The sequence below is a fragment of the Streptomyces sp. NPDC005485 genome (genome assembly GCF_040606085.1).
In the GTDB taxonomy this organism is placed as follows: domain Bacteria; phylum Actinomycetota; class Actinomycetes; order Streptomycetales; family Streptomycetaceae; genus Streptomyces.
This window is the reverse complement of the sequence record NZ_JBEXDZ010000019.1, coordinates 42,769-68,084: the sequence shown is the minus strand read 5'-3', so window position 1 is coordinate 68,084 and position 25,316 is coordinate 42,769. Positions and strand designations below refer to the sequence as shown.

At 69.6% G+C, this 25,316-nt stretch carries 17 protein-coding genes and 1 pseudogene; 4 read left to right on the top strand and 14 right to left on the bottom strand.

The genetic code is table 11. The annotated features are described in order from the left end of the window. From ABZS97_RS09640 to ABZS97_RS09625, 4 genes are read right to left on the bottom strand one after another with little or no spacing between them, the layout of a single operon-like run. On the bottom strand, nt 1–948 hold the full coding sequence (locus ABZS97_RS09640; protein ID WP_356135520.1) for an NAD-dependent epimerase/dehydratase family protein: 948 nt from the start codon (nt 946–948) through the stop codon (nt 1–3). Continuing rightward, on the bottom strand, nt 936–1,517 hold the full coding sequence (locus ABZS97_RS09635; RefSeq protein ID WP_356135518.1) for a sugar transferase: 582 nt from the start codon (nt 1,515–1,517) through the stop codon (nt 936–938). The genes ABZS97_RS09640 and ABZS97_RS09635 overlap by 13 nt, the downstream gene beginning before the upstream one ends. Further along, a complete protein-coding gene (locus ABZS97_RS09630) occupies nt 1,435–2,604 on the bottom strand; it encodes a glycosyltransferase family 2 protein (RefSeq protein WP_356135516.1) in 1,170 nt (389 codons plus the stop codon). Before ABZS97_RS09630 ends, ABZS97_RS09635 begins: the two co-directional genes overlap by 83 nt. Further along, the gene (locus ABZS97_RS09625; RefSeq protein WP_356135514.1) at nt 2,604–3,665 is read right to left on the bottom strand and encodes a glycosyltransferase family 4 protein; all 1,062 of its coding nucleotides are present in this window, start codon (nt 3,663–3,665) and stop codon (nt 2,604–2,606) included. Before ABZS97_RS09625 ends, ABZS97_RS09630 begins: the two co-directional genes overlap by 1 nt. Nucleotides 3,666–3,779: 114 nt before the next feature. On the opposite strand from ABZS97_RS09625, the gene ABZS97_RS09620 reads away from it, so the two are divergent. Beyond that, nucleotides 3,780–5,198, top strand: coding sequence for a polysaccharide biosynthesis tyrosine autokinase (locus ABZS97_RS09620; RefSeq protein WP_356135512.1), 1,419 nt, complete (start codon nt 3,780–3,782; stop codon nt 5,196–5,198). A gap of 282 nt (nt 5,199–5,480) precedes the next feature. Here the strand turns inward: ABZS97_RS09620 and ABZS97_RS09615 are convergent. The 3 genes and pseudogenes from ABZS97_RS09615 to ABZS97_RS09605 all read right to left on the bottom strand — a co-directional run. Further along, nucleotides 5,481–5,771: pseudogene (locus ABZS97_RS09615) on the bottom strand (hypothetical protein); the annotation flags it as partial. 418 nt (nt 5,772–6,189) lie between these two features. Beyond that, the gene (locus ABZS97_RS09610) at nt 6,190–6,831 is read right to left on the bottom strand and encodes an ATP-binding cassette domain-containing protein (protein WP_356135510.1); all 642 of its coding nucleotides are present in this window, start codon (nt 6,829–6,831) and stop codon (nt 6,190–6,192) included. 100 nt (nt 6,832–6,931) lie between these two features. Continuing rightward, a complete protein-coding gene (locus ABZS97_RS09605) occupies nt 6,932–8,374 on the bottom strand; it encodes an O-antigen ligase family protein (RefSeq protein WP_356135508.1) in 1,443 nt (480 codons plus the stop codon). Between the two features lie 350 nt (nt 8,375–8,724). Here ABZS97_RS09605 and ABZS97_RS09600 point away from each other — a divergent pair, with 350 nt between their 5' ends. Further along, nucleotides 8,725–9,822, top strand: a complete 1,098-nt coding sequence (locus ABZS97_RS09600) for a hypothetical protein (RefSeq protein WP_356135506.1) — start codon at nt 8,725–8,727, stop codon at nt 9,820–9,822. On the opposite strand, the gene ABZS97_RS09595 is transcribed toward ABZS97_RS09600, so the two are convergent. The 4 genes from ABZS97_RS09595 to ABZS97_RS09580 form a co-directional block, all read right to left on the bottom strand. Further along, on the bottom strand, nt 9,774–11,279 hold the full coding sequence (locus ABZS97_RS09595; protein WP_356135504.1) for an oligosaccharide flippase family protein: 1,506 nt from the start codon (nt 11,277–11,279) through the stop codon (nt 9,774–9,776). The genes ABZS97_RS09600 and ABZS97_RS09595 overlap by 49 nt on opposite strands. Before the next feature lies 1 nt (nt 11,280). Continuing rightward, a complete protein-coding gene (locus tag ABZS97_RS09590; protein WP_356135502.1) occupies nt 11,281–12,504 on the bottom strand; it encodes a hypothetical protein in 1,224 nt (407 codons plus the stop codon). Next, nucleotides 12,501–13,460 (bottom strand): LCP family protein, encoded by a 960-nt coding sequence (locus tag ABZS97_RS09585; RefSeq protein ID WP_356135500.1) that lies wholly within the window; start codon nt 13,458–13,460, stop codon nt 12,501–12,503. Before ABZS97_RS09585 ends, ABZS97_RS09590 begins: the two co-directional genes overlap by 4 nt. 74 nt (nt 13,461–13,534) lie before the next feature. Further along, nucleotides 13,535–16,207: a polysaccharide biosynthesis protein gene (locus ABZS97_RS09580; RefSeq protein WP_356135498.1), complete on the bottom strand. Its 2,673-nt coding sequence runs from the start codon at nt 16,205–16,207 to the stop codon at nt 13,535–13,537. Nucleotides 16,208–16,396: 189 nt separating this feature from the next. Between ABZS97_RS09580 and ABZS97_RS09575 the strand changes: the two genes are divergently transcribed. Continuing rightward, on the top strand, nt 16,397–17,131 hold the full coding sequence (locus ABZS97_RS09575; protein WP_356135496.1) for a TetR/AcrR family transcriptional regulator C-terminal domain-containing protein: 735 nt from the start codon (nt 16,397–16,399) through the stop codon (nt 17,129–17,131). Between the two features lie 129 nt (nt 17,132–17,260). Continuing rightward, nucleotides 17,261–19,036, top strand: a complete 1,776-nt coding sequence (locus ABZS97_RS09570) for a glycoside hydrolase family 15 protein (protein WP_356135494.1) — start codon at nt 17,261–17,263, stop codon at nt 19,034–19,036. Here ABZS97_RS09570 and ABZS97_RS09565 read toward each other — a convergent pair. The 3 genes from ABZS97_RS09565 to galE all read right to left on the bottom strand — a co-directional run bounded on the left by ABZS97_RS09565 (nt 19,002) and on the right by galE (nt 25,315). Then, nucleotides 19,002–19,745 carry a class I SAM-dependent methyltransferase gene (locus ABZS97_RS09565; protein WP_356135492.1) on the bottom strand — a complete coding sequence of 248 codons (744 nt, stop codon included), beginning with the start codon at nt 19,743–19,745 and terminating at the stop codon, nt 19,002–19,004. The genes ABZS97_RS09570 and ABZS97_RS09565 overlap by 35 nt on opposite strands. 7 nt (nt 19,746–19,752) lie before the next feature. Further along, complete coding sequence (locus ABZS97_RS09560; RefSeq protein ID WP_356135540.1) at nt 19,753–24,051, bottom strand: aminotransferase class I/II-fold pyridoxal phosphate-dependent enzyme; 4,299 nt, start codon at nt 24,049–24,051, stop codon at nt 19,753–19,755. 178 nt (nt 24,052–24,229) lie between these two features. Next, nucleotides 24,230–25,315, bottom strand: coding sequence for a UDP-glucose 4-epimerase GalE (gene galE / locus ABZS97_RS09555; protein WP_356135490.1), 1,086 nt, complete (start codon nt 25,313–25,315; stop codon nt 24,230–24,232). Nucleotide 25,316: the final 1 nt, after the last annotated feature.

The window sequence follows — 25,316 nt, the reverse complement described above, 5'->3', positions numbered from 1 at the left end:
TCACGCAGCCGACGTCATCCGGGCGGTGCGCTGGGTCTCCACCATCGCGCCGAGGCCGGTCCGAAGGTTCGTGCCGGGCCGGTAGCCGAAGGACTCCTGGGCCAGGGTGATGTCGGCCGCGGTGCGTTGGGCGTCGCCGGGTCGGCTGGGGCCCCGCACGATGCGTGGAGGGGTGGCCAACCGGCCGAGCAGTGCGATGACTTGATTCATCGTCACCTCGGACCCGCCTCCCAGGTTGGCGACACCGCTCCACGGCGACAGTGCGGCTTGGCGCATTGCGGTCACCACGTCGCCGACATAGGTGAAGTCACGGCTCTGCTCACCGTCTCCGTACAGGGGGAAGGGGCGATGGGTGAACGCGGCCGCGACCAGTCGGGCGAAGGCCATGTCGGGGCGCTGTCGGGGGCCGTACACGCTGAAGAGCCGCAGGGAGACCACCGGGACACCGAAGGCGGTGCGATAGGTCTCGCACAGGTGCTCCGCGGCGAGCTTGGTCACGCCGTACGGGGAGACGGGGGAGGGGCGCACCGTCTCGACGGTCGGATACGTCTCGGCGTTCCCGTAGACGGACGAGCTGGAGGCGAAGACGAGCCGGCGCAGCCCGATGTCCCGCGCGGTTTCCAGTACGCGCTGGGTGACCAGGACGTTGCGCTCGAGATAGACACCGAACTCCGTGCCCCAGGAGCCGCGGACACCGGGCTGGCCGGCCAGGTGATAGACCGCGTCCGTACCGGCGAACACCGTCTCCAGGGGGACCTTCAGCAGATCGGCCCGCAGAAGGGTGAAGCGCTCACTGCCCAGCAACCGCGAGAGGTTCTCGCGTTTGCGCGCGGGCTCGTAGAAATCCGTGAGGGCGTCGACACCCAGTACCTCGTCCCCGCACGACAACAGGTGCTCGCAGAGATGGGATCCGATGAATCCGGCCGCGCCGGTCACTACGGAGCGCATCGGGACCCGCCTCCTTCGACGGTGTGTGCGGTGCGCGCGTCGCGCCGGACGGCCGACAGCACGTACCAGAACGTGCGGGCGATGAGGCGTACGACGTCGGGCAGCGTGGCGTGGGCCAGGAACTCGGCGTCCAGCGCGACACGGTGGGGGACCAGAACCGTGAGGTAGTACTCCTCCGGGTCGGGCCGGCCGTCCAGCAGCGTGGCGTCCGACCGGGTCCGCAGCTGGCACGGGCCCGTCAGGCCGGGCCGGTGTCGCAGGACCCAGCGGCAGTTGGGGGGGTAGCGGTGGGCGAGGTGCGGGACCTCGGGGCGTGGGCCGACGAGTGTCATGTCGCCGCGCAGAACGTTCCACAGCTGCGGGAGTTCGTCGAGGCTGAAACGCCTGAGCAGCCGGCCCGTGCCGGTCACCCGTGCGTCTGCGCCCCCGGTGACTTCGGGCCCCTGACAGTCGCACCGCATGGTGCGGAACTTGTAGAGGGTGAACTCACGTTCCCCTTCTCCCACCCGGCGCTGGTGGAACACCGTCGGTGGCCCACTGGTGGCGCGCACCAGGAGAGCCACGAACACCAGTATCGGAGACAGGAGGAGAAGCAGCGCCGTGGCGAGGACGACATCCAGGATCCGGCAGGGGAGCGAGGGGCCTATCGGAGCCGTCGCCGACGGAACCCGTGGAGGATGCAGGTGGACGGTGTCGGTGTCCATGGGGGAGTCCTTGTTCGAGGAGCCAGTGCAAAAATCCCCAGTAGCCACTGAGGGTGTCCCGGAATTCGGTGGGGCTGCGCCGGAGCGCGGCTCTGGTGAGCCGTGCGGCCGGTTCGACCGTCAGGGTGAGGGCCACCAGTGACCAGGCCCGGCCGGGCGGCCAGTGTCGGAAGGCGTACAGGCAGCGGCTGCACAGGGAAAGGCGCAACCGTTCACCACCCAGTTGCGAGGAGCTCACCCCACCGATGTGGTGGACCCGGGCCTGCTGGACGTAGTAGGAACCCCAGCCGTTCTGCAGGGCCCGCAGGGCGAGGTCGGTCTCCTCGAAGTAGAGGAAGTAGCGCTCGTCGAAACCGCCCAGTTCCGTGAAGAGTGACCGGCGTACGAGGAAGAAGGCGCCGATGACCTGGTCGACCCGTCGCGAAGCCGTGGTCTCCGCCGGGCGGAGGTGATGGGGCGGGAAGACGCTCGGCAGCAGTCGGTCGAGGCCGGTCGTCTTGCCCACGAAGATGCGCAGGCTGGGGAAGCGGGAGCAGGAGATTCCCGGCCGTCCGTGCTCGTCGACCATGCGTCCGCCGCAGATGCCGATGGTGTCGGCGGCCGGGCTGCGGAGGAATCGGCCGACGGCGCGCAGTGCGTCGGGATACGGCTCGGTGTCCGGATTGAGGAAGAGGATGAGGGCCGAGCCGCAGCGGGCGGCTCCTTGGTTGCAGGCGGCGGCGAATCCGCGGTTGGCGGTGTTGCGCACGACTTGGAGCGGGATTCCGGCGGTGTCCAGACCGCTGAGGGAATCGTCGCTCGACGCGTTGTCGACGACGACGATCTGCGCCACTCGCAGTTCCGACCGGTCCGCCCGGCCGACAGCACGCAGACAGTCGCGCAGATGGCGGCCGGTGTTCCAGTTGACGATCACGACGTCGGCGGCCGGCGGGATCCACGCAGGCGAGCTCATCACGCCACCGGTCCGAGTTCGAGGGCTGCCGCCCAGCGGGGGAGCCACGCGTCGTAGGAGTAGCGGCGGGCGATGATCTCCCGGGCGCTCGTGCCGAGTTGTTCGCGGGCAGCGGTGGGCGAGTCGAGGAGGCCGAGGATCGCCGGGGCCCAGTCGTCGGGACGGCGGGGTGCCGGAAGGCCGAACGAGGACAGCAGTTCGGCGTTGACGCCGAGCGGCGTGGCCACGGCGGGCACTCCGGCGGCGGCGTACTGCAGGAGCTTGTATCCGCACTTGCCGAGGCTGTACGAGGTCGTGGGCAGTGGCATCAGGCCGAGGTCCATCTCGGCGAGCGCCGTGCGCTGGGTGTCCGGGCTCCATGCGACACGGTCGATGAAGGTCTCCATACCGCCGAGTGTCCGCGTCGTCGTGCCGACGAGCGTCAACCGGGCGCCGGTGCGGCGATGGACCTCCGCGAGGGCCCGGCCGATGAGCAGCAGGTGGGGTTCGTTGTCGGGTGAGCCGATCCAGCCGAGCCGCGGTGGGTCGTGCAGTCCGTAGAAGGTCTTCGGGACGTAGTCCTCCGGCGCCACGCAACTGGGGATCACGACGACATCCCGGTGGTGGTGCGAGGCCCAGTCCGCGAGTACCGCGTTGCCCGCGATGACCCGGTCGGCGTGGAGTACGGCGGTCCGCGCCTTCTCCGCCTTGGGGGCCAGCCGGCGCGCCAGACCCCCGGCACCGAAGTCCCATTGGAGGGCGTCGTCGAAGTCGTACACGGCGAACTCCGCACTCGTCAGCAGCCGCCGCTCCCACCAGCCGCGGCTGAGCGGCGAGGCCTCGCGGTGCAGCAGCAGCCGGCGCGGCCTGGCGCCGGCGATGTCCCGCAGTCGCAGTTCCGCCCTGGCCACGGACACCGGGTGCCGGGCGAGCCGTGAGGGGGCTGCGTCGGGGAACGACAGATAGCTGCCGACGGTGAAGTCCACGCCGAGGCGGTCGAGCCACTCGAAGACGCGCACCCGCGAACTCCCGGCCTCCCGGCCGTAAGGAGTGACCGCGCAACGGTCCAGACGACGATCCATGGCTTCGCATTCCCTACAAATGCTGATACCGTATATTTACTGCGTAAACGTACATTTTGCCCCCAGTGTCCTACCAGGTCAAGCGCGATCGGAACCCCCGCACGGAGGCCGTCCATGGATCTCCACGACTACATCGATGTCCTGCGCCGCCGGTGGCGGATCATCGCGGGATGCATCCTGCTGGGGGCGGTGGCGGCCCTCGCCGTGACGGCCCTCATGCCACGCACCTACACGGCGAAGGCGCAGTTGTTCGTCGCGACGAGCGACGGCAACAGTGCCAGCGCTTACGAGGGAAGCCTGTTCACCCAGCAACGGGTCAAGTCGTACACGCGGATCGCCACCAGTCCCGCGGTCCTGGGACGGGTCATCGACAAGCTCAACCTGAACGAGACCCCCGACCAGCTCGCCGGAAAGATCAGCGCCCGGGTCCCCCTGGACACGACCCTGGTCGACATCCAGGTGCAGGGTTCGTCGGCCGCGCGCGCACAGGCCATCGCCGACGAGGCCGCCGCCCAGCTCTCGACGTACATCGAGGAGATCGAGAAGACTTCGCCGACCTCCCCGGCCCTGGTCAAGGCCGACGTGGTCGGTGGCTCCGAGCAGCCGACCTCACCGACGAGCCCGCGCCCCGAACTGAATCTGGCCATCGGGCTGTTCCTCGGGACCGTCCTGGGCATCGGATGCGCCGCGCTGCGCAACTCTCTCGACACCAGTCTCCGTTCGGCGGAGGACATCGACACACATCTGGGTCTCGCGACGATGGGTGCCATCCCCGACGCGAATCACCGGGGCCGCCGGGACGCCGGGCCCGGTGCCGGCACGACGCAGCGGACCGAGGCGTTCAGCCAGCTCCGCATCCATCTGCGGTTCGCCGCCGGCGGGCGTATGCCGAAGTCCGTCCTCGTCGCCGGGGCCCTGCCCGGCGAGGGCCGGTCCGAGACCGCGATCGGGCTCGCGACGAGCGTCGCCCACACCGGTCGGCGTGTCGTACTCGTCGAGGCCGATCTCCGCCGGCCACGCCCCGCCCGCGACCGCGGCCCGGGCGCCACCGCAGGCCTCACGGACGTCCTCGCCGGCCGCATCGCGCTCGGCGACGCCCTCCAGACCTGGGGCGACGACCGCATCCGCATGCTGCCCAGCGGGCCGCTGACCCCGGATCCGGGCGCGCTCCTCGCCTCGCAGGACATGGGGAAGGTGCTGCGCGCTCTGGAGGCGGAAGCCGACCTCGTGATCGTCGACAGCCCGCCGATCCTGTCCTTCGCGGACGCGGCCGTCCTGGCCGCGGAGACGGAGGGCGTGCTCCTTGTCGTCCGCCCCGGAAAGACCAGCCGGGACCAGGCACGCCGCGCCCTCGCGCGTCTGAAGGGCGTGGACGCCCATGTCCTCGGCGCCGTGCTCGTCGGCACCACCTCGGGCGGATTCACCGACTGGCACCCGCCGCGGGAAGCGGCGGAGCAGCAAGAACCTGTGGCGTCCGAGCCCCGACCGCTGGCGGCGCACGCCCTCGGCCGTGATCCGGCGCGGCAGGAGTAGGTCATCTGCCGCCGGCACGGTCCGTTCACGCAGGCCTCGGCCCTGCTTGCCGTAGGGACGGAGCGCGAGCGGCGTGCACACGAAGGCGAGGGCGGCGGTCGCGCCGAGGGACGAGGCGACCGCCGTGCCTGTGCCGCGAGTCGTGCCTGTGCCGCGAGTCGTGCCTGTGCCGCGAGTCGTGCCTGTGCCGCGAGTCGTGCCTGTGCCGCGAGTCGTGTCCGTGCCGCGAGCCGCGCTCGCGACGTGGCTGAGCGGGTTGACGTCGACGAAGGCCCGGAGCCATCCGGGCATGGTGCTCGACTGGACGAAGACATTGCTCGCGAACGACAGTGGCATCAGCACGGAGTTGCCGATGCTGATGACCACGGCCGGGTCGCGGACGGCCAGGGCGACCACGGCCCACAACAAGGACAGCGAGAGCCCGAAGGCGATGACCAGGGCGACCGCGGCGAGCACGCCCGGCGTCGCTGAGCAGGCCGCCGAGCACGAAGGCACCACGCCAGACCGGCAGGCCGCGGAAGCGGTCAAGGCTCCGCTGCGCACGTCCTGGGCGAGACGGGCACCGCCGTACATGCTGACGATGGCGATGCTCATGGTGACCACAGCGGGCAGCAGGATCCTGAGGTAGTCGCTGGTCGAACTGCTGATGGCGCCGCGCACAGGTAGGTGAGCAGGATCGGGATCGCGGCCGAGTCCACGGGCTGCTCGGGATCGTGCCGGATCTTGAGCATGGCGCGCCTGCCGAGGACGGTCGAGGCGGTGAGTGCTCCGGCGCGGCGGCGTACGCGGCCCGCAGCGAGCAGCGCGTCGATCGGGTCCTCCGCCGCAGCGGGCGCGTGGAGACGGTGGGAGTGCTCATGCGTTCGCTCCCTCGTGGTCGATGGTGGCCTGACCGGTCCGTCGGCCGGTCAGGGTGAGGAAGGCCTCGTCCGGGCTGGGCGCCGACCGAGGGAGAGATCGGCGATGCCCACCCCGGCCTCGGCGAGCTGGGTCATGGCCCGTCCCACCAGCCGGCCTGTGTCCGTCGCGTCGGGCGGGCCGGCGAGCAGCGTGGACAGGGCGAGCGGGCGGCGGCGGGCTGACCCGTCCCCTGCAAGGCGCCGGCCAGGATCTGCAGAGCCTGCGGACGCTGCTCGGCGTCGATGAGCCGCAGGTGCAGGGAGCCCGAGCCGATCCGGGACTTGAGCTGGTCGCTGGTGCCTTCGGCCACGATCCGGCCGTTGTCGATGACCGCGATCCACTCGGCGAGGTGGTCGGCCTCCCTCGACGTGGTGCCGGCGACGGCGACCCGACGGACCAGCTCCCACATCTGGTTGCGGCTGCGCGGGTCAAGACCGGTCGTGGGCTCGTCGAGGAACATCAGGTCGGGGGTCACGATCAGGCCGGCGCCCATGTCGAGTCGGCGGCGCATGCCTCCCGAGTAGTCACCCGCCGGCCGGTCGGCCGCGCCGGTCAGGTCGAACGCGTCCAGCAGGTCGTCGGCACGCTTCTTGCCGGCAGCCCGGGACAAGCCGTGCGGTCGGCCGAGGGTCAGCAGGTTCTCGTATCCGGTCAGGTCCTCGTCGAGGTAGGCGAACTGGCCCGTCACCGACCCCCGACTGGCTCGCCGCCGCCGTCTTCGGGCTTCACACACCGCCGCGGCCCAGGATCGCGAGCAGGCGCCTTACGGCCCAGGAGGCGGAGGCGCTGTGCCTGGAGAGCGCACTGCATCTCTGCGGCGGGCAGACCCGTCGCTAGCGCGTGCTGCTGCCCGCCCTCGACTGATGCTGAACAGGTGACGTCGCCGGTGGCTGACCGGCGTTGGAACTGCCATGTGTGCGTGCACGAGGCGCCGGGCCCGCTCGCCGGCGTGCCGGGACAGGCATCAGGAGTGCGGCGACGAGGATGAAGCTCAGCCAGTTGTAGCCGCTGAACGCCCAGGGGACCTCCGTGGCCGAAGCCATGAGGATGGGAGCAAGCACGCAGGAGGCGATGAGGAACATCCTGGCGCCGCCGCGGAGCAGTATGTATCCGATCAGTGTCGCGAGCAGTCCGAGGCCGATCAGTCCGCCGGCGTATGCGGTGTCGATCCACTGATTGTGTGCGGAGAACGAGACGGGAGCTTCTCCGTCGCTGTGGAACTGTTGCCAAGCCTTGGCGCCGAAGCCGAAGAGGGGGGATTGAGGAAGACGTTCCTGGGCCAGCTCCCAAAGGTATGCCCGCTGGGGTATCGATCTCTGATCGTGCGGCATGAGCGGTAGAGCAAGGCCGATCAGTGTCACGCCGGTTATCCCGAACGCAGCCAGAATGATCTTGCCTGTCGGTTTTTCGTCGCTGTCGTGGTCGATATCCGGTGTTCCCGAGCCACTGTCGATGTTCTTGTCATCGGGCAGACTCGGGCGGAGAAGCACGAGGAAGAAGAGGGCGACCGCCGCGGCGACTGCCGCGGTCCTGCTGCCGGTCGCAACCGACATGAACGCGATGTAGAAACAGATGACGACTCTGGCCCGTCCTCGCAGCGCGAGCCAGACAAAGGGTATGGACAGGGCCATGAGCAGGCCGAACGTGTTCTCGTTGGTGAAGACCCCTCTGAAGAGAACACCGAAGACGCCGCACTTGTCTTCCCGGCATTCATGCAGGACGCTGCTCGACCGCACCAGTGCCTCGATCCCGCTCAGCACGGCGAGGAGCAGTGAGCAGGCCGCCGCCCCGAGAAAGGCGGACCGTCCCGGTCGTGCGACGGTGGCGGCCAGGAGGACCGCAATCAGGACGAGCTGCTGTGATCCGAAGACCTGGCGTCCGTTGAGTCCGTCGGAGAAGGCGAGCGCCGTGACCAGCACGATCGCGATACAGGGCGCGAAATTGGGCTGGGCCCCGCGCAGAAGCCTGGTGACCAGAAAGGCAAGGGACACGGCGGCGAGCAGCGCTTCGAGCGAATGTCCGGCGAGCGAGACCCACCCGGGGATCGCTACGACAATGTTCCCCCGGAGGTCGAGGCGTTCCGGCTGGCCGGATCGCGCAATCAGGAGGGCGACGGGCAGGGTGCCTGTGACCCCGACGGCGAACACATAGGTCGACGTGAGATCCCAGTCGCCGAAGGTATGAGCTCTGCGGGCCGCAATCAGGATGGGGATCAGCGCCACCAGGGTGACGATGCCCAGGAGAAGTGCCGTCGAGTGCTGTGCCTGCCACGACATGCTGGGTCCTTCGCATGCTGGTCCGGTTACTGGATGCCGTTGCCCGGGTGGGTTCCTGAGGGCCGCATTTCGTCTCCGTTTACACTGTAAGCGTACACTCCGAGCCGACGGGATGCTCCCCGTTGCCGACTGTCTTCGGTATAGGTGTCCGCCTGGTCGGGTCCAGCCTTGGACTGTATATTTACAATGTAAACATGCATTGCTGAGGGATACCGACCGAAGCTGGAACGAGCTCCTCCTCGGGAGGGAGGAGGCTCCATTGCCACGGGAACGAAAGGTCCAGTGTCATGCGGTCCAAGCGTGTTTTGATCGTGGCGCAGTTGGATGGATACGCAAACAGCGTCAAGCCCATGGCCATCGAAAAGTTTCTCCGGGAGTGCGGTCACGAAGTACACCTGAAGGACACCAGCTGTCTCGCGCGCGCGTCCGGCGAGCAGGGTTCCCTCGGGAGGATGCTTCCCGGTTCCGTGAGGCCCGAGCGGTTGGCGCTGTACGCGAACGATGTCGCCTCGAAGGTGCTGACCCGCCGGTGGAGTTTTGGGCGCCGGCATCTGTCGTACTACGTTCTCCTGGCGGATCACCATCTGCGCCGTCGCATTCTCAAGAAGGAACTCGAACCTGATCGGTTCGACCTCGTCATAGTCGAGACGCCTTACGACGCGGGGCTGTTGACGACCGGTGTCGCCGCGGAAACCCTCTACGACTGCCCCAACCCCTGGGCGGACGAGGTCTTTCACGAGGGCCGGCTCACCCGGCGACAACACCGGAAGTTCCGTCGCTGGGAGACAGAGTTCCTGGAGTCCATGGACCGTCTGTCCTTCAGCTGGGAATCGTACGGCCGCTACGCGATGGCCCATTACGGCATCAGTGGACAGAATTTTCTGCAGCTCAACTGGGGATGCACTCCCTCGGCACAGCGAGCCTGCTTCTCCGACCCGCCGCGTGTGGCCTATCTCGGATCGCTCAGTTCCCGGTTCGTCAACCTGCCGATGCTCGCACGCCTGAGCCGGCAGTACCCCTCCATCGATGTCTATGGAGGCCCACCGCCTGATCCGTCTCTCGGCCTCAACTACCGGGGCTACGCCACACCTGACGTCCTGCAGCAGTACCAGTTGGGGCTGATCACCTGCACCCGGGACCCGATCCGCCAGGAGGGCTTCTCGGCGAAACACCTGCACTATCTTGCGCACGGGTTGCCCGTCCTGGTTCCCGCCTGGCGACGCCACCTCGATCTGTTGCGCGGATCGGTGCCGTACACCGAGGCGGACTTCGGGGACGTCCTGGGCAGGCTGAGTCAGCAGGCCCAGTGGCAGGCGGTCAGTGACGAAGCGTACGAACAAGCGCTGCGCCTCGACTGGAACCGGACCCTGGAGCCGCTGAGGACGCTCCTGGAGAGCCCTCAAGCGGAGGCCCGTGCTCCTCGCGGCAGAGCTGCCCGCATCGCGTAGCGGGCGATGCGGGACGTCTCCTCCAGCAGGCGACGGTCGACCACGGCCAGGCCGGCCGCGAAGATCGCCACTGCGGAGGCCGCGCCTGCCGCACCGCCCGTCAGATCCTCGCCGGCCTTCACGGTGATCGCCCACCCGAACGACGAAGAGCACAGACCGACCAGGATCGGGGGGAGCAGCGGGCGCAGGAACCTGGTGGGGACGCGTCGCGTGGTCGCCCGGCCGAGCACGGTCGACTGCAGCACCGCGGCGACGAACCAGCCGACTCCGATGGAGGCGACGCCGATCGCCCGGAGCAGGGGCAGCGCGACGAGGGACAACGTGAGCCACTGCGTGATCTCGGCTCGCAGGACCGCGCTGACGTCGCCCACCGCATAGAGGTATCCCTGGGTTGCCACCGAGACGGACCCGCTGATGGCCACCGCCAGACAGGCACCGGGAAGGATGGCGCTCGTGTCGCGCCACTGCTGCCCGAAGAGCCCTGGGATCAGCCCGGGAGCGCCGCCCGCGATCCCGGTCAGCACGAATCCGATGCCCACCGCGGCCATGCCCACGGAGCGTTCCATGAGCGGGCCCACCTCTGCCTTCGCAGCGGTCAGTTTGGACATGGTGGGGAACGACACGCGCCACAAGGTGGTGATGAGCAGGTAAGGAACCTCCAGGACCCTTCTGCCGAGAACCCACAGGCCCAGCGCGGCACTGCCGCCGATCACGCCCACGGATACGTTGAGCGACTGCTCTCCCACGATCCAGGCGGCGTTGACGGCCTGGAAGCGCAGGCCGAAGCCGACGAGAGGCCTGATGAGATGCATGGAGAACCGGGGCCGCACCAACCCCTCCCGGCACGCGAAGCCCATCGCGATCGCGCCGACCACGGCACGGACGACGGTCGCCGTCGCCAGTCCCCACACGCCGAACCCGGCCACCACGGTGCCCACGGCCCAGGCCTGGAAACAGAGGGACTGGAGGAGTTCGACCGCCGCGAGGCGCCGGTAGCGCAAATCCCTCTCCAGCAGGATCCGCCCTGGGAACTGCAGGGCGACGAAGGGCATGGAAGCCACCATGACCGCGGTGACCCAGCCGACTTCACCGAAGGGACAGACGAGGGCCACGGCCACTGCGGTCACAGCGACCACGCCGGTGACCGAGAGCTGGAACGCGCTGAAGGCTCCGAGTTCCGCCGAAGTCGGCGGCTCGGCACGGCGGATGAGCCCCGCGGCCAGGCCGCCATCGGAGATCAGCTGGGAGAAGAAGACCACGGACATGCCGATGGCGACGACACCGAAGTCGTCAGGAGCGAGCACCCGGGCGACCACGACATTGCCGATGAGCCCCAGGGCCATGATGACCACGCCGCGCGTCGCGACGATGAAGACGCCCGAAGCTGCGCGGTGCTTCAGTTCGCCGGGGGACAGCGTGCCGTCGTCCGTGGGGGAGTCATCCGTGCTCTCCCTCATGTCATCCGCCGACCGGGCAGGGCGGTCGATCGACGCGAGGCACGCGCTGCAACAAGGAGTCCAGGGGGAGAAGCGTCCGGTCCCAGGACAGGTGATGTGCCTGCTCGTACGCTTCGTCGCTCTTCGCCTGCCACAGTGCCCTGTCACCGAGCCCGTCGACCACTTGGCGGAAGGTCGCCTCGGTGTAGGTCACCGTGCCGCGCAGGACGTCGACATTGCGCCGCCATGCCGGGACGAGGACGGGCAGCCCATGCGCCAGGTACGTCAGGTGCTTGGCCGAGAACCCCTCCTTCATCAACAGATCCTGACTGCAGGTGATCAGGCCCATCTGGTAGTTCCGCAGGCTGTCGGGTGTGCCGTAGCCGAGGTACCGCAGCCCCAGCTTCGGATCGGGCGGCGGACCTCCGTACACGTCGATCGGGTACAGCGCGGAGAGCCGTGCCAGGAGGGGAAGGTCGATGAAGCGAAGGCCCAGGTGGCCGAGGTAGACGATGCGCGGCGGATCCTCGAACCTGGCCCGCAGGGAGGGGTCGGCAGGTGTGCAGCCGAAGTTCAGTGTCATCAGGTTCCGTCCGCTGAGACCGTACTGCTCCCTCGCGTAGCGGGCGTACGAATCCCAGTGGAACGCCAGATGGTCGACGCTCTCGCAGAGACGGATCTCCCGTCGGCGGAGCCGGACGTGCTGCCGCTCGGTCACCTTGCCCTGGAGGTGGACGTCGTCCGCCCAGGGCGTGGGGCAGTCGTACATCGTGTGGCTCTTGGTGGCGGCGGTCAGCACCCAGGCGTTGTTCGGGGTCTCGCAGATGACCAGGTCGAAGTCGTCGAGGGGCAGTGCGCGCCGCAGAACGGCGCGGCGAATGCGCTGGTCCGCGACGAGGGTGTAGTACGAGAGGAAGTGTCTGCTCCGACCTCCGTAGCGCCTGATCAGCATCGACAGCACCTCGTTCACGTACAGGGCGATCTTCCCGGCGTCGGGAGCCGGCAGCTTGCCGCGGAACCCGGCCGAGGTGGAGGCTCTGCTCAGCCCTGATGTGTCCACCAACCGCACCTGATGCCCGCGTTCCCGCAAAAACCGCGCGATCGCGACGGGCTTGAGGCTGTTGCCGAAACCGTCCAGCTGACCGATGACCAGGACACGCCTGCGTGACTGCGGGCCGACGACGAACTCCTCGGAGCCCGGAGAGAGTGCCGTGGCGTCACCGGACATCGGCTGACGCGCGTTCATGACAGGTCTCCCGTCTCGACCGCACGCCACTGCGCCCGCAGCTTCTCCCGGTCGAGGATCAGCGCGTACTGCCCCCGGATCATCTGCGGATGCACGATCGGCGCGATGCCGAAGTGGGCGTCGGAGGTGTTGAGATGGCGCAGGCCGAGGACGAGGTCGCGCAGATCGGCGTTGGACATGTTGTCGTCGACGCTCACCGTGCGGGTGATCGTGTCCAGCATTCTGGCGATGCCGAGCGGATTGGTGACGCTGACCTCGCCGCGCATCTCGCCCACCAGGCTGCGCAGGAACTGCTGCTGGCGTCGGATGCGGTCCAGCTCACCGCCGGGCAGACCGTGGCGCTGTCGCACGTACGACAGGGCCTCCGTGCCGTTCATGGTGTGGGTGCCGGTCTTGAAGCCGAGATGCTGCTCGGAGTCGTACGAGTTCTCGTGGACGGTGATCGGTACGCCGCCGACCGCGTCGGTGAGGGACTTGAAGCCGTACCAGTCGACGATGCCGAAGTGGTCGATACGGGCGCCGGTGAGCTGCTCGACGGTCTGCACGAGGAGGGCCGGTCCGCCCCACGAGAAGGAGGCGTTGATCTTCGCGGATCCGTGGCCGGGGATGGGAACCCAGCTGTCGCGCGGTATCGACACGATGTCGGCCCGGCGCTCGTCGGCGCTGAAGTGCACCAGCATCAGCGTGTCGCTGCGCTGTGCGCCGTACTGCCACAGTGCCGTCTGGGCATCACGGCCGGTGGTCGGCTTGTCCGAGCGGCGGTCGACACCCGCGAGCAGGAAGGTGGTGCCTCCGGTGTTGCCCGGCGGCTTGTGCGGGCGAGGGCCGCTGGGGAAGGCGTGCGGAATCCTGGCGACCTGGTCGCCGTAGTGGTCCGTTCCCCACCAGACTCCGCCGACGACCAGTCCGGCCAGGGCGAGCACGGCCGTCAGCCCGCAGACGATCAGGGTGCGCACGACGTGGCGCCGCCTCCGAGGTGTCGCAGGCCTCGGCCGTGGCGGCCAAGCGGGCCACGAGCGCCGCGCGGACATCAGAAGCCGTCCGGGTAAGGGGCGGTCATGGCGGTGTGCGACGGCGACGCGGCTGATGCGGGGAAGCCCGGGAGAAGGCCGGCCAGCTCCCGGCGTACGGCAGTGGCGTCGTTGTGCTGGGCCGTGGCGTAGAGGCCCGGGAGCCGCTCCGACAGGGCCCCGCGGCCGTTGCGGCGTCGGGAGGGCGTCGCGGCGAGGATCTGCGGATGCGACGTGCGGGTGTGGCTCTCGTGCCGGGAGAACAGCGTCTCGTTGAGTTTCTCGCCCTGGCGCAGGCCGGTGAAGCGGATGTCCACGTCCGGCACGTTGACCGACTGGGCGAACTTGCGGACCAGGTCCACGATCCGTACCGGATCGTGCATGTCCAGGACGAACACCTCACCGCCCTCGGCCATCCGGGCCGCCTCCAGGACAAGACCGACGGCCTCCTCGATGGTCATGAAGAACCGCGTCACGTCCGGGTGGGTGACCGTCACCGGGCCGCCCGAGCCCAGCTGTTCGGCCACGACGGACAGCAACGAGCCGCGGCTGCCCAGCACATTGCCGAAGCGGACGGCGGTGAACACCGTCCCGGCGGGGGCGCTTTGCTGGGCCTCCTGCACGATGAGTTCGGCCAGGCGTTTCGTCGCGCCGAGCACCGAGACGGGATCGGCCGCCTTGTCCGTGGAGATGAGCACGAACCGCTCGGTGCCGCACGCCGCCGCGGCGCGGACCAGGTGCTGTGTCCCCATCACGTTCGACTTCACGCCTTCGCAGGGATGGCGTTCGAGCAGCGGCAGGTGCTTGTGGGCGGCCGCGTGGAAGACGACCTCGGGACGCAGCTCGCGGAAGATCTGGTCGATGCGGGGCCGGTCGCGGATGTCCGAGATCACGATGTCGTCGCTGAGCAGCGCGTCGCCGTACAGCTCCAGTTGCAACCGGTGCAGGTTCGACTCGTCGTGGTCGAGCAGGAAGAGCCGGCTCGGGCCGAAGGCACGGACCTGCCGGCACAGTTCGCTCCCGATGGACCCCCCGGCCCCGGTCACCAGGACCCGGCGTCCGGCGACCGTGGAGCGGGCCTCGGGGCTGACCACATGGATCTCGTTGCGGCCGATCAGCTGGTGCACGTCCAGCGCGCGCATGTCGCTGCCCGCCACGTCCCGGCGCAGGGCGGCGATGAAGGACGGGAGGTAGCGCACGCTCGCCCCCGTGGCCTCGGCGGCCTCGGCCACCTCCCGGAACCGCTCCGGGCTCAACCCGGGGATGGCCACGACCACCGCGTCGATCCGGTGTTCGAGCGCGGCCGCCTTGGTGTCGTCCAGGTTCCCCAGGACGGGCAGGTCCCCGATGCTCCCGGCGCTCTGCTTGACCGGGTCGTCGTCGAGGTAACCCACCGGGGCCAGCCCGAACTCGGGGGTCCGCGCGAGGTCGCGGGCGAGTGCCTGCCCCGCCTCCCCGGCGCCGATCACGAGGGTGCGCAGTTCCTCGGACCGCCGCGGGTTCGGAGCGGAGGGCGCACTGCGGTGTGGTCCGGCGAGCCGGCCGAGCTCGGAGCAGACCTGGTCGACCATGTCCGCGGTGAGGCCCTGGTACAGGGGCAGCGAGAGCACTTGGGGGAAGAGTTCGTCGGCTCCGGGCAGACCTCCCGGAGGCAGGGTCGTGGACCGGCGGAAGTACGGCATGCGGTGCAGCGGGATGAAGTGGACGGACGTGCCGATCCCGCGCTCCGCGAGCCGCTCGATCAGTTCGTCGCGCCCGGTCCCGTACTCCTCCAGGACCCGCACCGGATAGAGGTGCCGGGCATGTGTGCCGCGGGTGGGGACGTCGAGGGGTTCGATCCCGGAGATGCCGTCCAGACCGACCGCGTACCGGTCGGCTGCCGCGTGGCGCCGCCCCTGCCAGTCGGCGACGTGGGGCAGCTGGGCGCGCCCGATGGCTGCCTGCACGTCCGTCATGTTGGCCTTCAGGCCCGCGTCCTCGACCGTGTAGCGCCAGTCGGCGCCCGGCAGGTCGCGGCGCCAGGCGTCGGCGGACATACCGTGCAGGCGTGCGCGGCGGATGCGTCCGGCGATGCTCTCGTCGTCCGTGGTCACCATGCCGCCCTCGCCGATGGGCAGGTTCTTGGTGGCGTAGAAGCTGAAGCAGGCCGCCGCGGAGAGAGCCCCGACGGGGTGGTCGCCCACCGACGTCCCGAGGGCGTGCGCGGCGTCCTCGATGACCAGCGACAGCGGGAGCCGGGCGGCCTCGGCCAGCTCGGCGACCGGCGCCGGAGCCCCCGCGAAGTGCAGGACGATCATCGCGTTGGCGCATCCGCAGGCCCGGGACGCCTCGGCGACCGTGGCCGCGGTGGGCATCCCCGTGCGCGGATCGACGTCCACCAGCACCGGACGAAGCCCGGCGTGCAGGATCGCCTGGGCTGCGCCGCAGAACGTCACCGTCGGGATCAGCACGCGGCCGCCGGCGGGCAGCCGCAGAGCGCGCAGCGCCAGTTCGAGTGCCGCCGTGCAGGAACTCACCCCGACGGCATGACCGGCCCGGACATAGGAGGCGAACTCCTGCTCGAAGAGTTCCGTCTCGTGTCCGGTGGTCACCCATCCCGAGGCGAGAACGCGCTCGGCTGCCCGCCGGGCTTCCGGGCTGATCTCGGTCACGGCGAAGGGCACGCGCGGGATGTGGGACCGATGGACTGTCATCTCAGTGCTCCCCCGCTTCCGGAGCGGTTGGGGGTGTCCCGACGGTGTCGTCCTTTATTGCTGTATATTTACACCGTATACGTACACCTTGCCCCGGTTGCTGCATGCAGTCAAGCGGCGGGGAACACGTCCGGGACAAAGGGCCCCGCCCGCGGTGATGTGGCCCAGACTCATTTCTGGAGGCGAGACATGGCGAAGGAGCAGGGTTCCGGTCCGGCCCGACGCGCCAGCGACCGCGGTCGATACGGCCGGCTGAGTCGCGAACGCGTACTGGCGGCCGCGCTGGAGCTGGTCGACCGCGAGGGGCTGTCGGCGCTGAGCATGCGCCGCCTGGGGGCGGAGCTCGGCGTGGAGGCGATGGCCCTGTACCGGTACGCCCCCAGCAAGGACGCTCTGCTCGACGGCCTCGTCGAGGCCCTGTACCTCGAACTGGAGGACCGTCTGGACTCCGCGTCCGGCGAGCCCTCGCCCCGGACCGCGCGCCCCACGGCGGCGGCCCCCGAATGGCGCACTCGGCTGCAGCGCATCGCGCTCGCGACCTACGAAGTCGCCCTCGCCCACCCCGAGGTCGTGCCGCTGCTCGCCACGCGTATGCTCGCCGTTCCGCTGGCACGGCGCCCCGAGGCCGTCCTGCGCGACCACGAACGCGTCCTGGCTCTGCTCGAAGAGGCCGGCCTCGACGAGAACCGCGCCGCGGCCGTCTTCCGGGCCTTCACCGCCTGGCTCCTCGGTTACGTGTCGGTGGAGCTGCGCGCCATGGTGGACAACCCCGAGGAGTCCGAGCCCGCCTTCCGCCTCGGCCTGCACCGCATGCCGTCGCAGGACTTCCCCCGGCTCCGCGAGGCCGCCCCGGCCCTCGCCGAGCACGGCGGCCCGGAGGGTCTGGCCGCCGGTCTGGACGCCCTCCTCGACCGCTTCGCCTAGCGGGCCCGGCAACGAGTTTCCCAAGGGCCCGCAGGCCGACCGCGCAGTCGCTCCGAACCGCCGGCGCCAGGCACCCGAAACGGGCGTACCGTGGAGAAGCGGCCAAGTGCACGACGGCGTAATCCGATCATGAGTAGACCCATCGAGGATTACGCCCTCCTCAGCGACCTGGAAACCGCTGCCATGATCGGCAGGGACGGGTCCGTCGACTGGCTGTGCCTGCCGCGCTTCGACTCGCCGGCCTGTCTGGCCGCGCTGCTCGGCGCGCCGGACAACGGCTTCTGGCGGGTTTCCCCCGCGGACGGCACCGTGTGCACGCGCCGCTCCTACCGCTCGGACACGCTCGTCCTGGACTCGGAGTGGGAGACCGCGTCGGGGACGGTGCGGGTGACGGACTTCATGCCTCCGCGTACCCAACTGCCCTGCCTGGTACGGGTGGTCGAGGGACTCACCGGTGCCGTGCCCATGCGCAGCACCCTGCGGCTGCGCTTCCACCAGGGCCGGGTGGCTCCCTGGACCCGCGTCACCGACAACTGCACCGTCGCCGTCGCCGGACCCGACTCGGTCTGGCTGGGCGCCGACGGCCCGGTAGAGGAAGCCGGCGACGAGGAGTCCACGGTGTACGACTTCACCGTCACCGCCGGGCGCCGGCTGGCCCTCACGCTGGTCTGGGCGCCCTCGCATCTGACGGAGTTGCCCGCCCCCTTCTGCGTACCCCCGGACACGGCGCTGAAGGAGACCGGGGACTTCTGGCGGCACTGGACCGCACAGTGCCGCTACCAGGGCCCGTGGCGAGAGTCGGTGGTGCGCTCCCTGATCACCCTCAAGGCGCTCACCTACGCACCCACGGGCGGCATCATCGCGGCTCCCACCAGCTCGCTTCCCGCACGTATCGGAGGAGAGTGCAACTGGGACCACCGCTTCTGCTGGCTGCGTGATTCCACCCTCACCCTCTCCTGCCTCCTGCGCAGTGGCTATCGGGAGGAGGCGGCGGCCTGGCTCGACTGGCTCGTCCGCGCCATCGCCGGTGATCCCGCCGAACTCCAGGCCGTGTACGGCGTGGCGGGCCAGCGACTGCTTCCGGAGACGGAAGCTCCCTGGCTGCCCGGCTACGAGGGATCACGCCCGGTGCGGTTCGGCAACGCCGCGATGGGCCAGTTCCAGCTGGATGTGTACGGCGAGGTGCTGGACGCGCTCTGGCTGTCGCAGCGGTCGGGCATCCCGCTGCCCGAACATGTGTGGTGCCTGGTGAAGGACCTGATGTGCTTCCTCCAGAGGCACTGGCAGGACCCCGATCAGGGACTGTGGCAAGTACGCGGTCCCGCACGGCAGTTCGTCCACTCGAAGGTCATGGTGTGGGTGGCCGCAGACCGTGCGCTCGCGCTGGGGGAACGGCTCGGAGCCGAGGTGCCGGGCACCTGGCACTCCATGCGCGACGAGGTGGGGCGGGAGGTGTGCCTGCGAGGCTGGGACGCCGGGCAGCGGTCCTTCGTCCAGGCCTATGACTCGTCCGCCCTCGACGCCGCGGCCCTGCTCATGCCCAGCCTCGGCTTCCTGCCGGCCGCCGACCCACGGGTGCGGGACACGGTGCGTGCCATGGGGGCGCTGCGGCGCGACGGGTTCATGCACCGGTTCGCGTGCGACGACCGTGCCCCCGGCCGGGAAGGCGCGTTCGTGGCGTGTTCGTTGTGGTACGCGCGGGCACTGGCCGCGATCGGTGACGTGGATGAGGCGTACGACGTGTTCGAGCGGGTCCTGGCGATCCGCAACGACGTCGGACTGCTCTCGGAGCAGTGGGATCCGGTCGAGGGCCGTCAACTGGGCAACGCACCACAGGCGTTCAGTCACATCGCGCTCGTCGAGACGGCGCTCACCCTGCAGAAGGCGACGCCGAGACCGCGGTGAGCAGCACCATGCCGGAGTCGCCGTAGTCCGGCAGGGTCGGGTCGACGTCGATGCGGGTCACCGCGAGCTGCTGCGTGAGGGGGGTGAAGACCTCGGTGATGACGTCCGGGTTCACCGGGCAGCCCGGCCACTTCGATGCCGGGCCGATTCGGTAGGTGGGCATGTTCTCCATGAAGGCGGCGACCAGGTGCCCGCCCGGTACGACGGAGCGTGCGAAGCGCCGGCAGAACTCCGTGAACTCCGCGAAGTCCTCGGTGACGCCTTCGGCGACGAAGTGCATGGAGGCGAGACCGTATCCGCCGGACGGCAGAGCCCGGACGTCCTGGTGGACGACGAGGACGCGTGACAGTGCTCGTGCCAGCGTCGTCGGCAGGTCCGGGTTGAGGTTTCGGCAGCGCGTGTAGAACGGGAGCCAGCTCGCCTCGGGGGCCCGGTTCAACTGCCTTTGCAGATAGGCGACGTTCGCGGCCCCGGCCTCGACGGCGTCGATGCGGCGGCTCGCGGCAGCGGCGAGCATCAGCGGGTACAGGTTGGGCCCGGCACCGAACTCGACGGAGCGTTCGATGCTGTCCGGGGCGAGACGGCGGTAGAACGCGGAGTGGTGGGCGATGACGGCGGCGTCGCAGGGGTGCAGCTCGCGGTAGTTCTCCGCGAGATAGTCCGCGACCGGCCAACTGTCCCAGTCCACGTCGTCGTTGAGGGTCGGCATACCGAAGTCAGCTCCTCGGCCGCAGCGCGAAGCGTTCGGAGAGCCGGGTGAGTGTGACGGTGAGCCGGTCGATGTCCTCCTCGGAGTTGAGGGCCGTGATCTGGACGCGGAAGCCGACCCGGTCGCGAGGCACGAGCGGGTGGGCGGCCAAGGTCACGTAGATGCCCTCGTCCCACAGGAACTGGCCGACCGCGTCGAGATCGGACGCGTTCGCCAGGGGGATCTCGATGATCGGCAGTCCGTCCGTGTTGAGGGTGTCCACTCCGAGCGTGTGCAGGTGTCCGAGCACCCGGGCGGTCCTGTGGTGCAGCTCGGCCCGGATGACGTCCCCACGACGGTCGTTGACATCCAGCCCGGCCAGTGCCGTGGCCAGGGAGGCCGTGGGCGAGGGGCCCGAGTAGAGGTAGGGCGCCGCGGCCGTTTTGAGGCGGTCCTTGAGAGCGGGTGGCAGGGCGAGGAAGGCCAGCAGCGACGAGTACGCCTTGGAGAAGCCGCCGACGAGCACGATGCCGTCGTAGGTCTCGCCCGTGTGCCGGACGACACTGTTGCCGCGCATTCCGTACGGAGACAACTCTTGCGGCCCGCGCTGGCCGATGACGCCGAAGCCGTGCGTGTCGTCGATGTACAGCGTGGCGCCCCGGCCCCGGCAGATGTCGGCCAGTCGTGGCAGGTCGGGGATGTTCCCGCTCATGCTGTTGACGCCGTCCAGACACACCAGACGCGGTGAGGACCGGGGCAGGGAGCGCAGCATCGCGTCCAGTTCGTCGGGCCGTTCCGCGTGGAAGCGCTGCAGCGTCGCGCCCCGTGTCCGGGCGGCGAGCGCACCGTCGTACACGGTCCGATGGGCCGTCGCCTCGACGAAGACATGTCCGCGCTCCGCCAGCACAGGGATCACGGAGGCGTGGATGAGGGTCGCGGTGGGCAGCAGAAGGGTGTCCTGTGCACCGAGGAGAGCGGCGAGCCGCTCCTCGATGTCGGGGTACAGGCGCGGACTGCCGATCAGCCGTGACCAGCTCGGATGCGTGCCCCACGTGCGCACGGCGGGCTCGATGGCCTCGATGACCTCCGGATCCCAGTCGAATCCGAGGTAGTTGCACGAGGCGAAGTCGATCAGCCAGTGGTCCGCGCTGCGGATGTGACGGCCGCGCACCTCGTCGAGGACCGCGTCGCTCATGGGGCTGGTCCGCCGCAGGTGTTCCAGCTCGCCCGAGCGCGGGTCGCCGCGGGCAGCAGGGGGCCGGGTCCCGCCCGAGACCACCGAGGTCCTCTCCCGCCGCCGGGCGCCGGGCGATCCTCTCGCCCCCGCGATGCCCCGCACCCCGTCCGCCGCCGACGCGAACTGCGTGCCGTCGCGCTGCCGCAGCAGGAACTCGCTCTGCTCCACCGTCATGGGCCGCGCGAAAAGATAGCCCTGCCCGAACCTGCACCCCATGTCGGCCAGCAGATCCCGTTGGGCGGAGTCCTCGATCCCCTCTGCGATCACCTCCAGGCCCAACGTGTCGGCGATGTTGACGATCCCCTCGACGAGCGCGCCCTGCCGGCTGTCCTGGGTGATGTCGCTGATGAACGAACGGTCGATCTTCAGTACGTCGACGGGGAACTCCCGCAGATAGCCCAGCGAGGAGAAGCCGGTGCCGAAGTCGTCGACCGCGATGTGGACCCCAAGGTCCTTCAGCGAGGCCAGCACCGCCTGGATCTGGGCGTCCCGGCCCATCATCACCGTCTCGGTGAGCTCCAGCTGCAGCGACCCCGGGGCGAGACCGGGCGTCTCCAGCGCCTTGCGCACCTGGTCCAGGAAGCCGGTGTCCCGGAACTGCCGGGCGGACACATTGACGCTGATGTACGGCGAAGCGGCTGGTTCGGTCAGGCGTTGCAGGTCCACGATGTCGGCGGTGGCGTTCTCCAGGACCCACGCGCCCAGTGAAGTGATGTGCCCGGTCTCCTCGGCGAGCGCGATGAACTGCTCCGGCGGGACCGGGTCCCGGGCGGCACGCGGCCAGCGGGCCAGCGCCTCGAAGCCGACGACCTCGCCCGCGGTGATGTCCACGACCGGCTGGTAGCGCAACGCGAACTCCTCGCCGGCGATGGCGCTGTTGAGGCGGGCCTGCAGATCGTGGCGCTCCACCATCTGCACCCGCAGCCGGGGCTGGAAGCGGCGCCACTGGCGCTTGCCCGCCGCCTTCGCCGCGTAGAGGGCGAGGTCGGCATGGCTGAGCAGTTCCTCCGCGTCCGTGCTGTCCCGGGCCGTGGCGACGCCCACGCTGGCGTAGACGCTCACGGATTCCTCGGGCAGGTTGAACGGCCTGCTCAGGGTCTGGATGACCTGGGCCGCCAGCAGCTCGGCGTCGAGCGGTTCCTTCGCGTCCTCCATCAGCACGGCGAACTCGTCCCCGCCGAGGCGCGCCGCCGTGTCGCTGCGCCGCAGGGCCTCCGAGAGCCGTTCGCCGACGGAGATCAGCAGGTGGTCGCCGGCCGAGTGCCCCAACGTGTCGTTGACCAGCTTGAAGTCGTCCAGGTCGATGAAGAGCAGACAGGTGAGCGTCGACTCGCGCAGGCCGCGCAGCAGCGCGCGCTCGATTCGCTCCAGGAGCAGCGTGCGGTTGGGCAGACCGGTCAGCGAGTCGTGGAAGGCACGCTGTGTGAGTTCCTGTTCCAGGCGGCGCTGCTCGGTCACGTCCCGCAGGGTGACGACAAGCCCGCCCACGGTGCGCTCGTCGCGCAGGTTGCTGCAGCGCACCTCGACCTCGATGCGCACGCCGTCCCGCAGCATCCACCAGTGGTCGTGCGTCTCGGGCTGCCCCCCGCTTCGCATGGCCGCGAGTGCGCGCGCCGCCCGCTCGCGATCGCGGGGGTCCACCAGATCCGGCAGGAGCGCGTTGATGAGCTGCGCCGCACCGAACATGGCCTGCGCGGACGGGCTGGCGTACCGCACCGTGTTGTCGTCCTCGACGATGAGGATGACATCAGAGGTGTCGCGCACCAGCGTGCGGAAGTACGCCTCGCTCTCCTGCCGGATGATCTCCTGGCGCAGTGCGATGCGCTCCATGGCCAGGCCCGCGTGGGAGGCGAGGATCTCCAGCGCGCCGCGCATTTCCGAGAGTTGCTTCTCGGGACCCGCCGCCAGCAGCAGTCCTTGCAGTTCGCTCGCGGGACGGTCGCTGGGACTCATGAAGCACACGAGGGTGGTCGGCTGGTCGCCGAGCCGGGCGGCGATCTTCGGTCCGAGGTCGGCGGAGGCCACCAGGCGTGTTCGGCTCGTCGCGGGGCCCGGCGCCTGATCGGCCGGGAGCAGGAGTGTGCCGTGCGGGATCTTCGGACCGAACAGGGCGCCGACCGCCAGTCGGCAGCTCTCGGTGATCTCCTCCAGCTGTATCGCCGACACCAGGGAGGCGGTCGCCGTGTTCAGTGCCCGTTCCCGTGCCATGGCCTTGCGGTGGGCCACGACCATGCCCGTGAGGCGGAGGATCACCAGCAGGAAGAGCACGCCGGAGAAGATCGCGATGACCGCCGCGTCCTGGGCAGAGCCCTGCAGACCCTCGTACAGCAGGATGCCCGGCGCGATCAGGGTGGCCGCCGTGAGCCGCAGCAGCCTGCGTGGTGGTGGCAGCAGGGACTGCCGCCGGTGCGCGGAGGCGGTCAGCTCGACCATCGACGGATGCAGGGCGGCAAGTCCCCAGGCCGTGTAGAAGACGATCCAGCCTGAGTCGACCAGCGTCCCGGCCTGCCAGGACCCGTTGAGCTGCAGAATCCCGTACGCGATGTCGAAGCCGAGCAGCGTCACGGTGCCGAGGACGAGGAGGTGCACGGCGGGAATGTGCCCGGGTGTGGGGCTGGGCGCGAGCAGACAGGCCAGGAGCGCGAGCACCAGTACATCGCCCAGCGGGTAGGCGATGCTGATGGCGCGCTGCTGCCAGGTCATGCCTTCCACCTGCGTGAGCGGCTGTACGAGGAACACCCACACCGGCAGGGCGAGACCGGCGGTGAAGATCAACGCGTCCAGCAGGCTCGGCAGGTCGCGGCCCACCCATCGGTACCGGATGAGGCCGAAGAGCCCGGCGGCGAGGAGTGGGTAGGTCGAGAGGTAGAGCGCGTCGGCCGGGGACGGGAACGGGTTGGCCGCGTTGAAGTACTGCTCCATGACGTTGTAGTACGTGTCTCCCGCGGCGAACGTGAGCAGTCCGCCCGCGAGCAGCCACCAGGGCCATGTGTGCGCGGGGCGGTGCAGGACGACGCCGGTCGACAGGGCGAGGACGCCGGAAAGTCCTATGACGGCCCACAGGGGCGCGCGGGCCGTGGGGACGGTCATGTAGACGATCGTGGCGACCGAGACCAGCACGACGTACGTGGCCGTCAGCCGGTGCACCCGCAGCAATGGCACGCGCCTCCCCGTGTCGGAGGACACCGGGCCGTCCGCTCGGTCCGTCCCTTCGTAGATCGTAGGCACCGGCGGTGGACGCCTGCATCTCGTGGCAGGCGGGGCCCGGTCACTCCTTGGGGTTCGGGCGCCGGGCGGAGCCGGCGTAGCCCTCGGGGTTGAGCTGCTGGAAGCGCCAGGAGTCCCGGCATATGGCGGCGAGGTCACGGGCGGGACGCCAGCCCCACGCGCGGGCGATGGCGCTCGCGTCGGCGACGAGTTCGGCCACGTCGCCCGGGCGGCGCCCGACGACCTCGTACGGCAGCGGTCTGCCGCACGCGTCACCGAAGGCGTCGATGACCTCGAGTACCGTACTGCCCCTGCCCGCGCCGAGGTTGAACACTCGCAGACCCGGCCCGTCGGCGAGGTGGTCCAGGGCCAGTCGGTGTGCCTCGACGGTGTCCACGACGTGGAGGTAGTCGCGGATCGCCGTTCCGTCGGGCGTCGGGTAGTCGCCGCCGAACACGCTCAGCCGCTCCCGGCGGCCGATGGCCACCTGTGCCACGTACGGCATCAGGTTGTCGGGCGTGCCCCGCGGGTCCTCACCCAGCAGTCCGCTGGGGTGGGCGCCGGCCGGGTTGAAGTAGCGCAGGCAGAGCACGGCGAACTCCGGGCAGCGGCGGCAGACGTCGGTGAGGATCAGTTCGCAGAGCCACTTGGACATCGCGTACGGATTGGTGGGGCGGGCGGGCGTCGCCTCGTCGAGTGCCCCGCGACCCGCGTCCCCGTAGATGGAACAGGAGGACGAGAACACCAGTTGGTACACCTGATGGGCGTGCATGACGGACAGCAGGGCGATGGTGCCCCCGACGTTCGTGTCGTAGTACTCGACGGGCATCCGTGTCGACTCGCCCACGGCCTTGTGCGCGGCGAAGTGCACGACGGCGTCCACTGAGTGTCGGTCGAAGACGGCCGATAGGGCGCGCCGATCACGGATGTCCAGCTCGTAGACGGCACCGACGAAGCGTCCGGCTACCCGCTCCACCCTGGCGTAGACCTGCGGTGTGCCGTTGGAGTAGTCGTCGACCACGATCACCTCGTATCCGTGGTCGAGGAGTTCGACGCACGCGTGACTGCCGATGAAGCCCGCTCCGCCGGTGACGAGGACCGTCGACGGACCCTTGACGGTCCGTGCACGGGACGACTTCGCATTCACG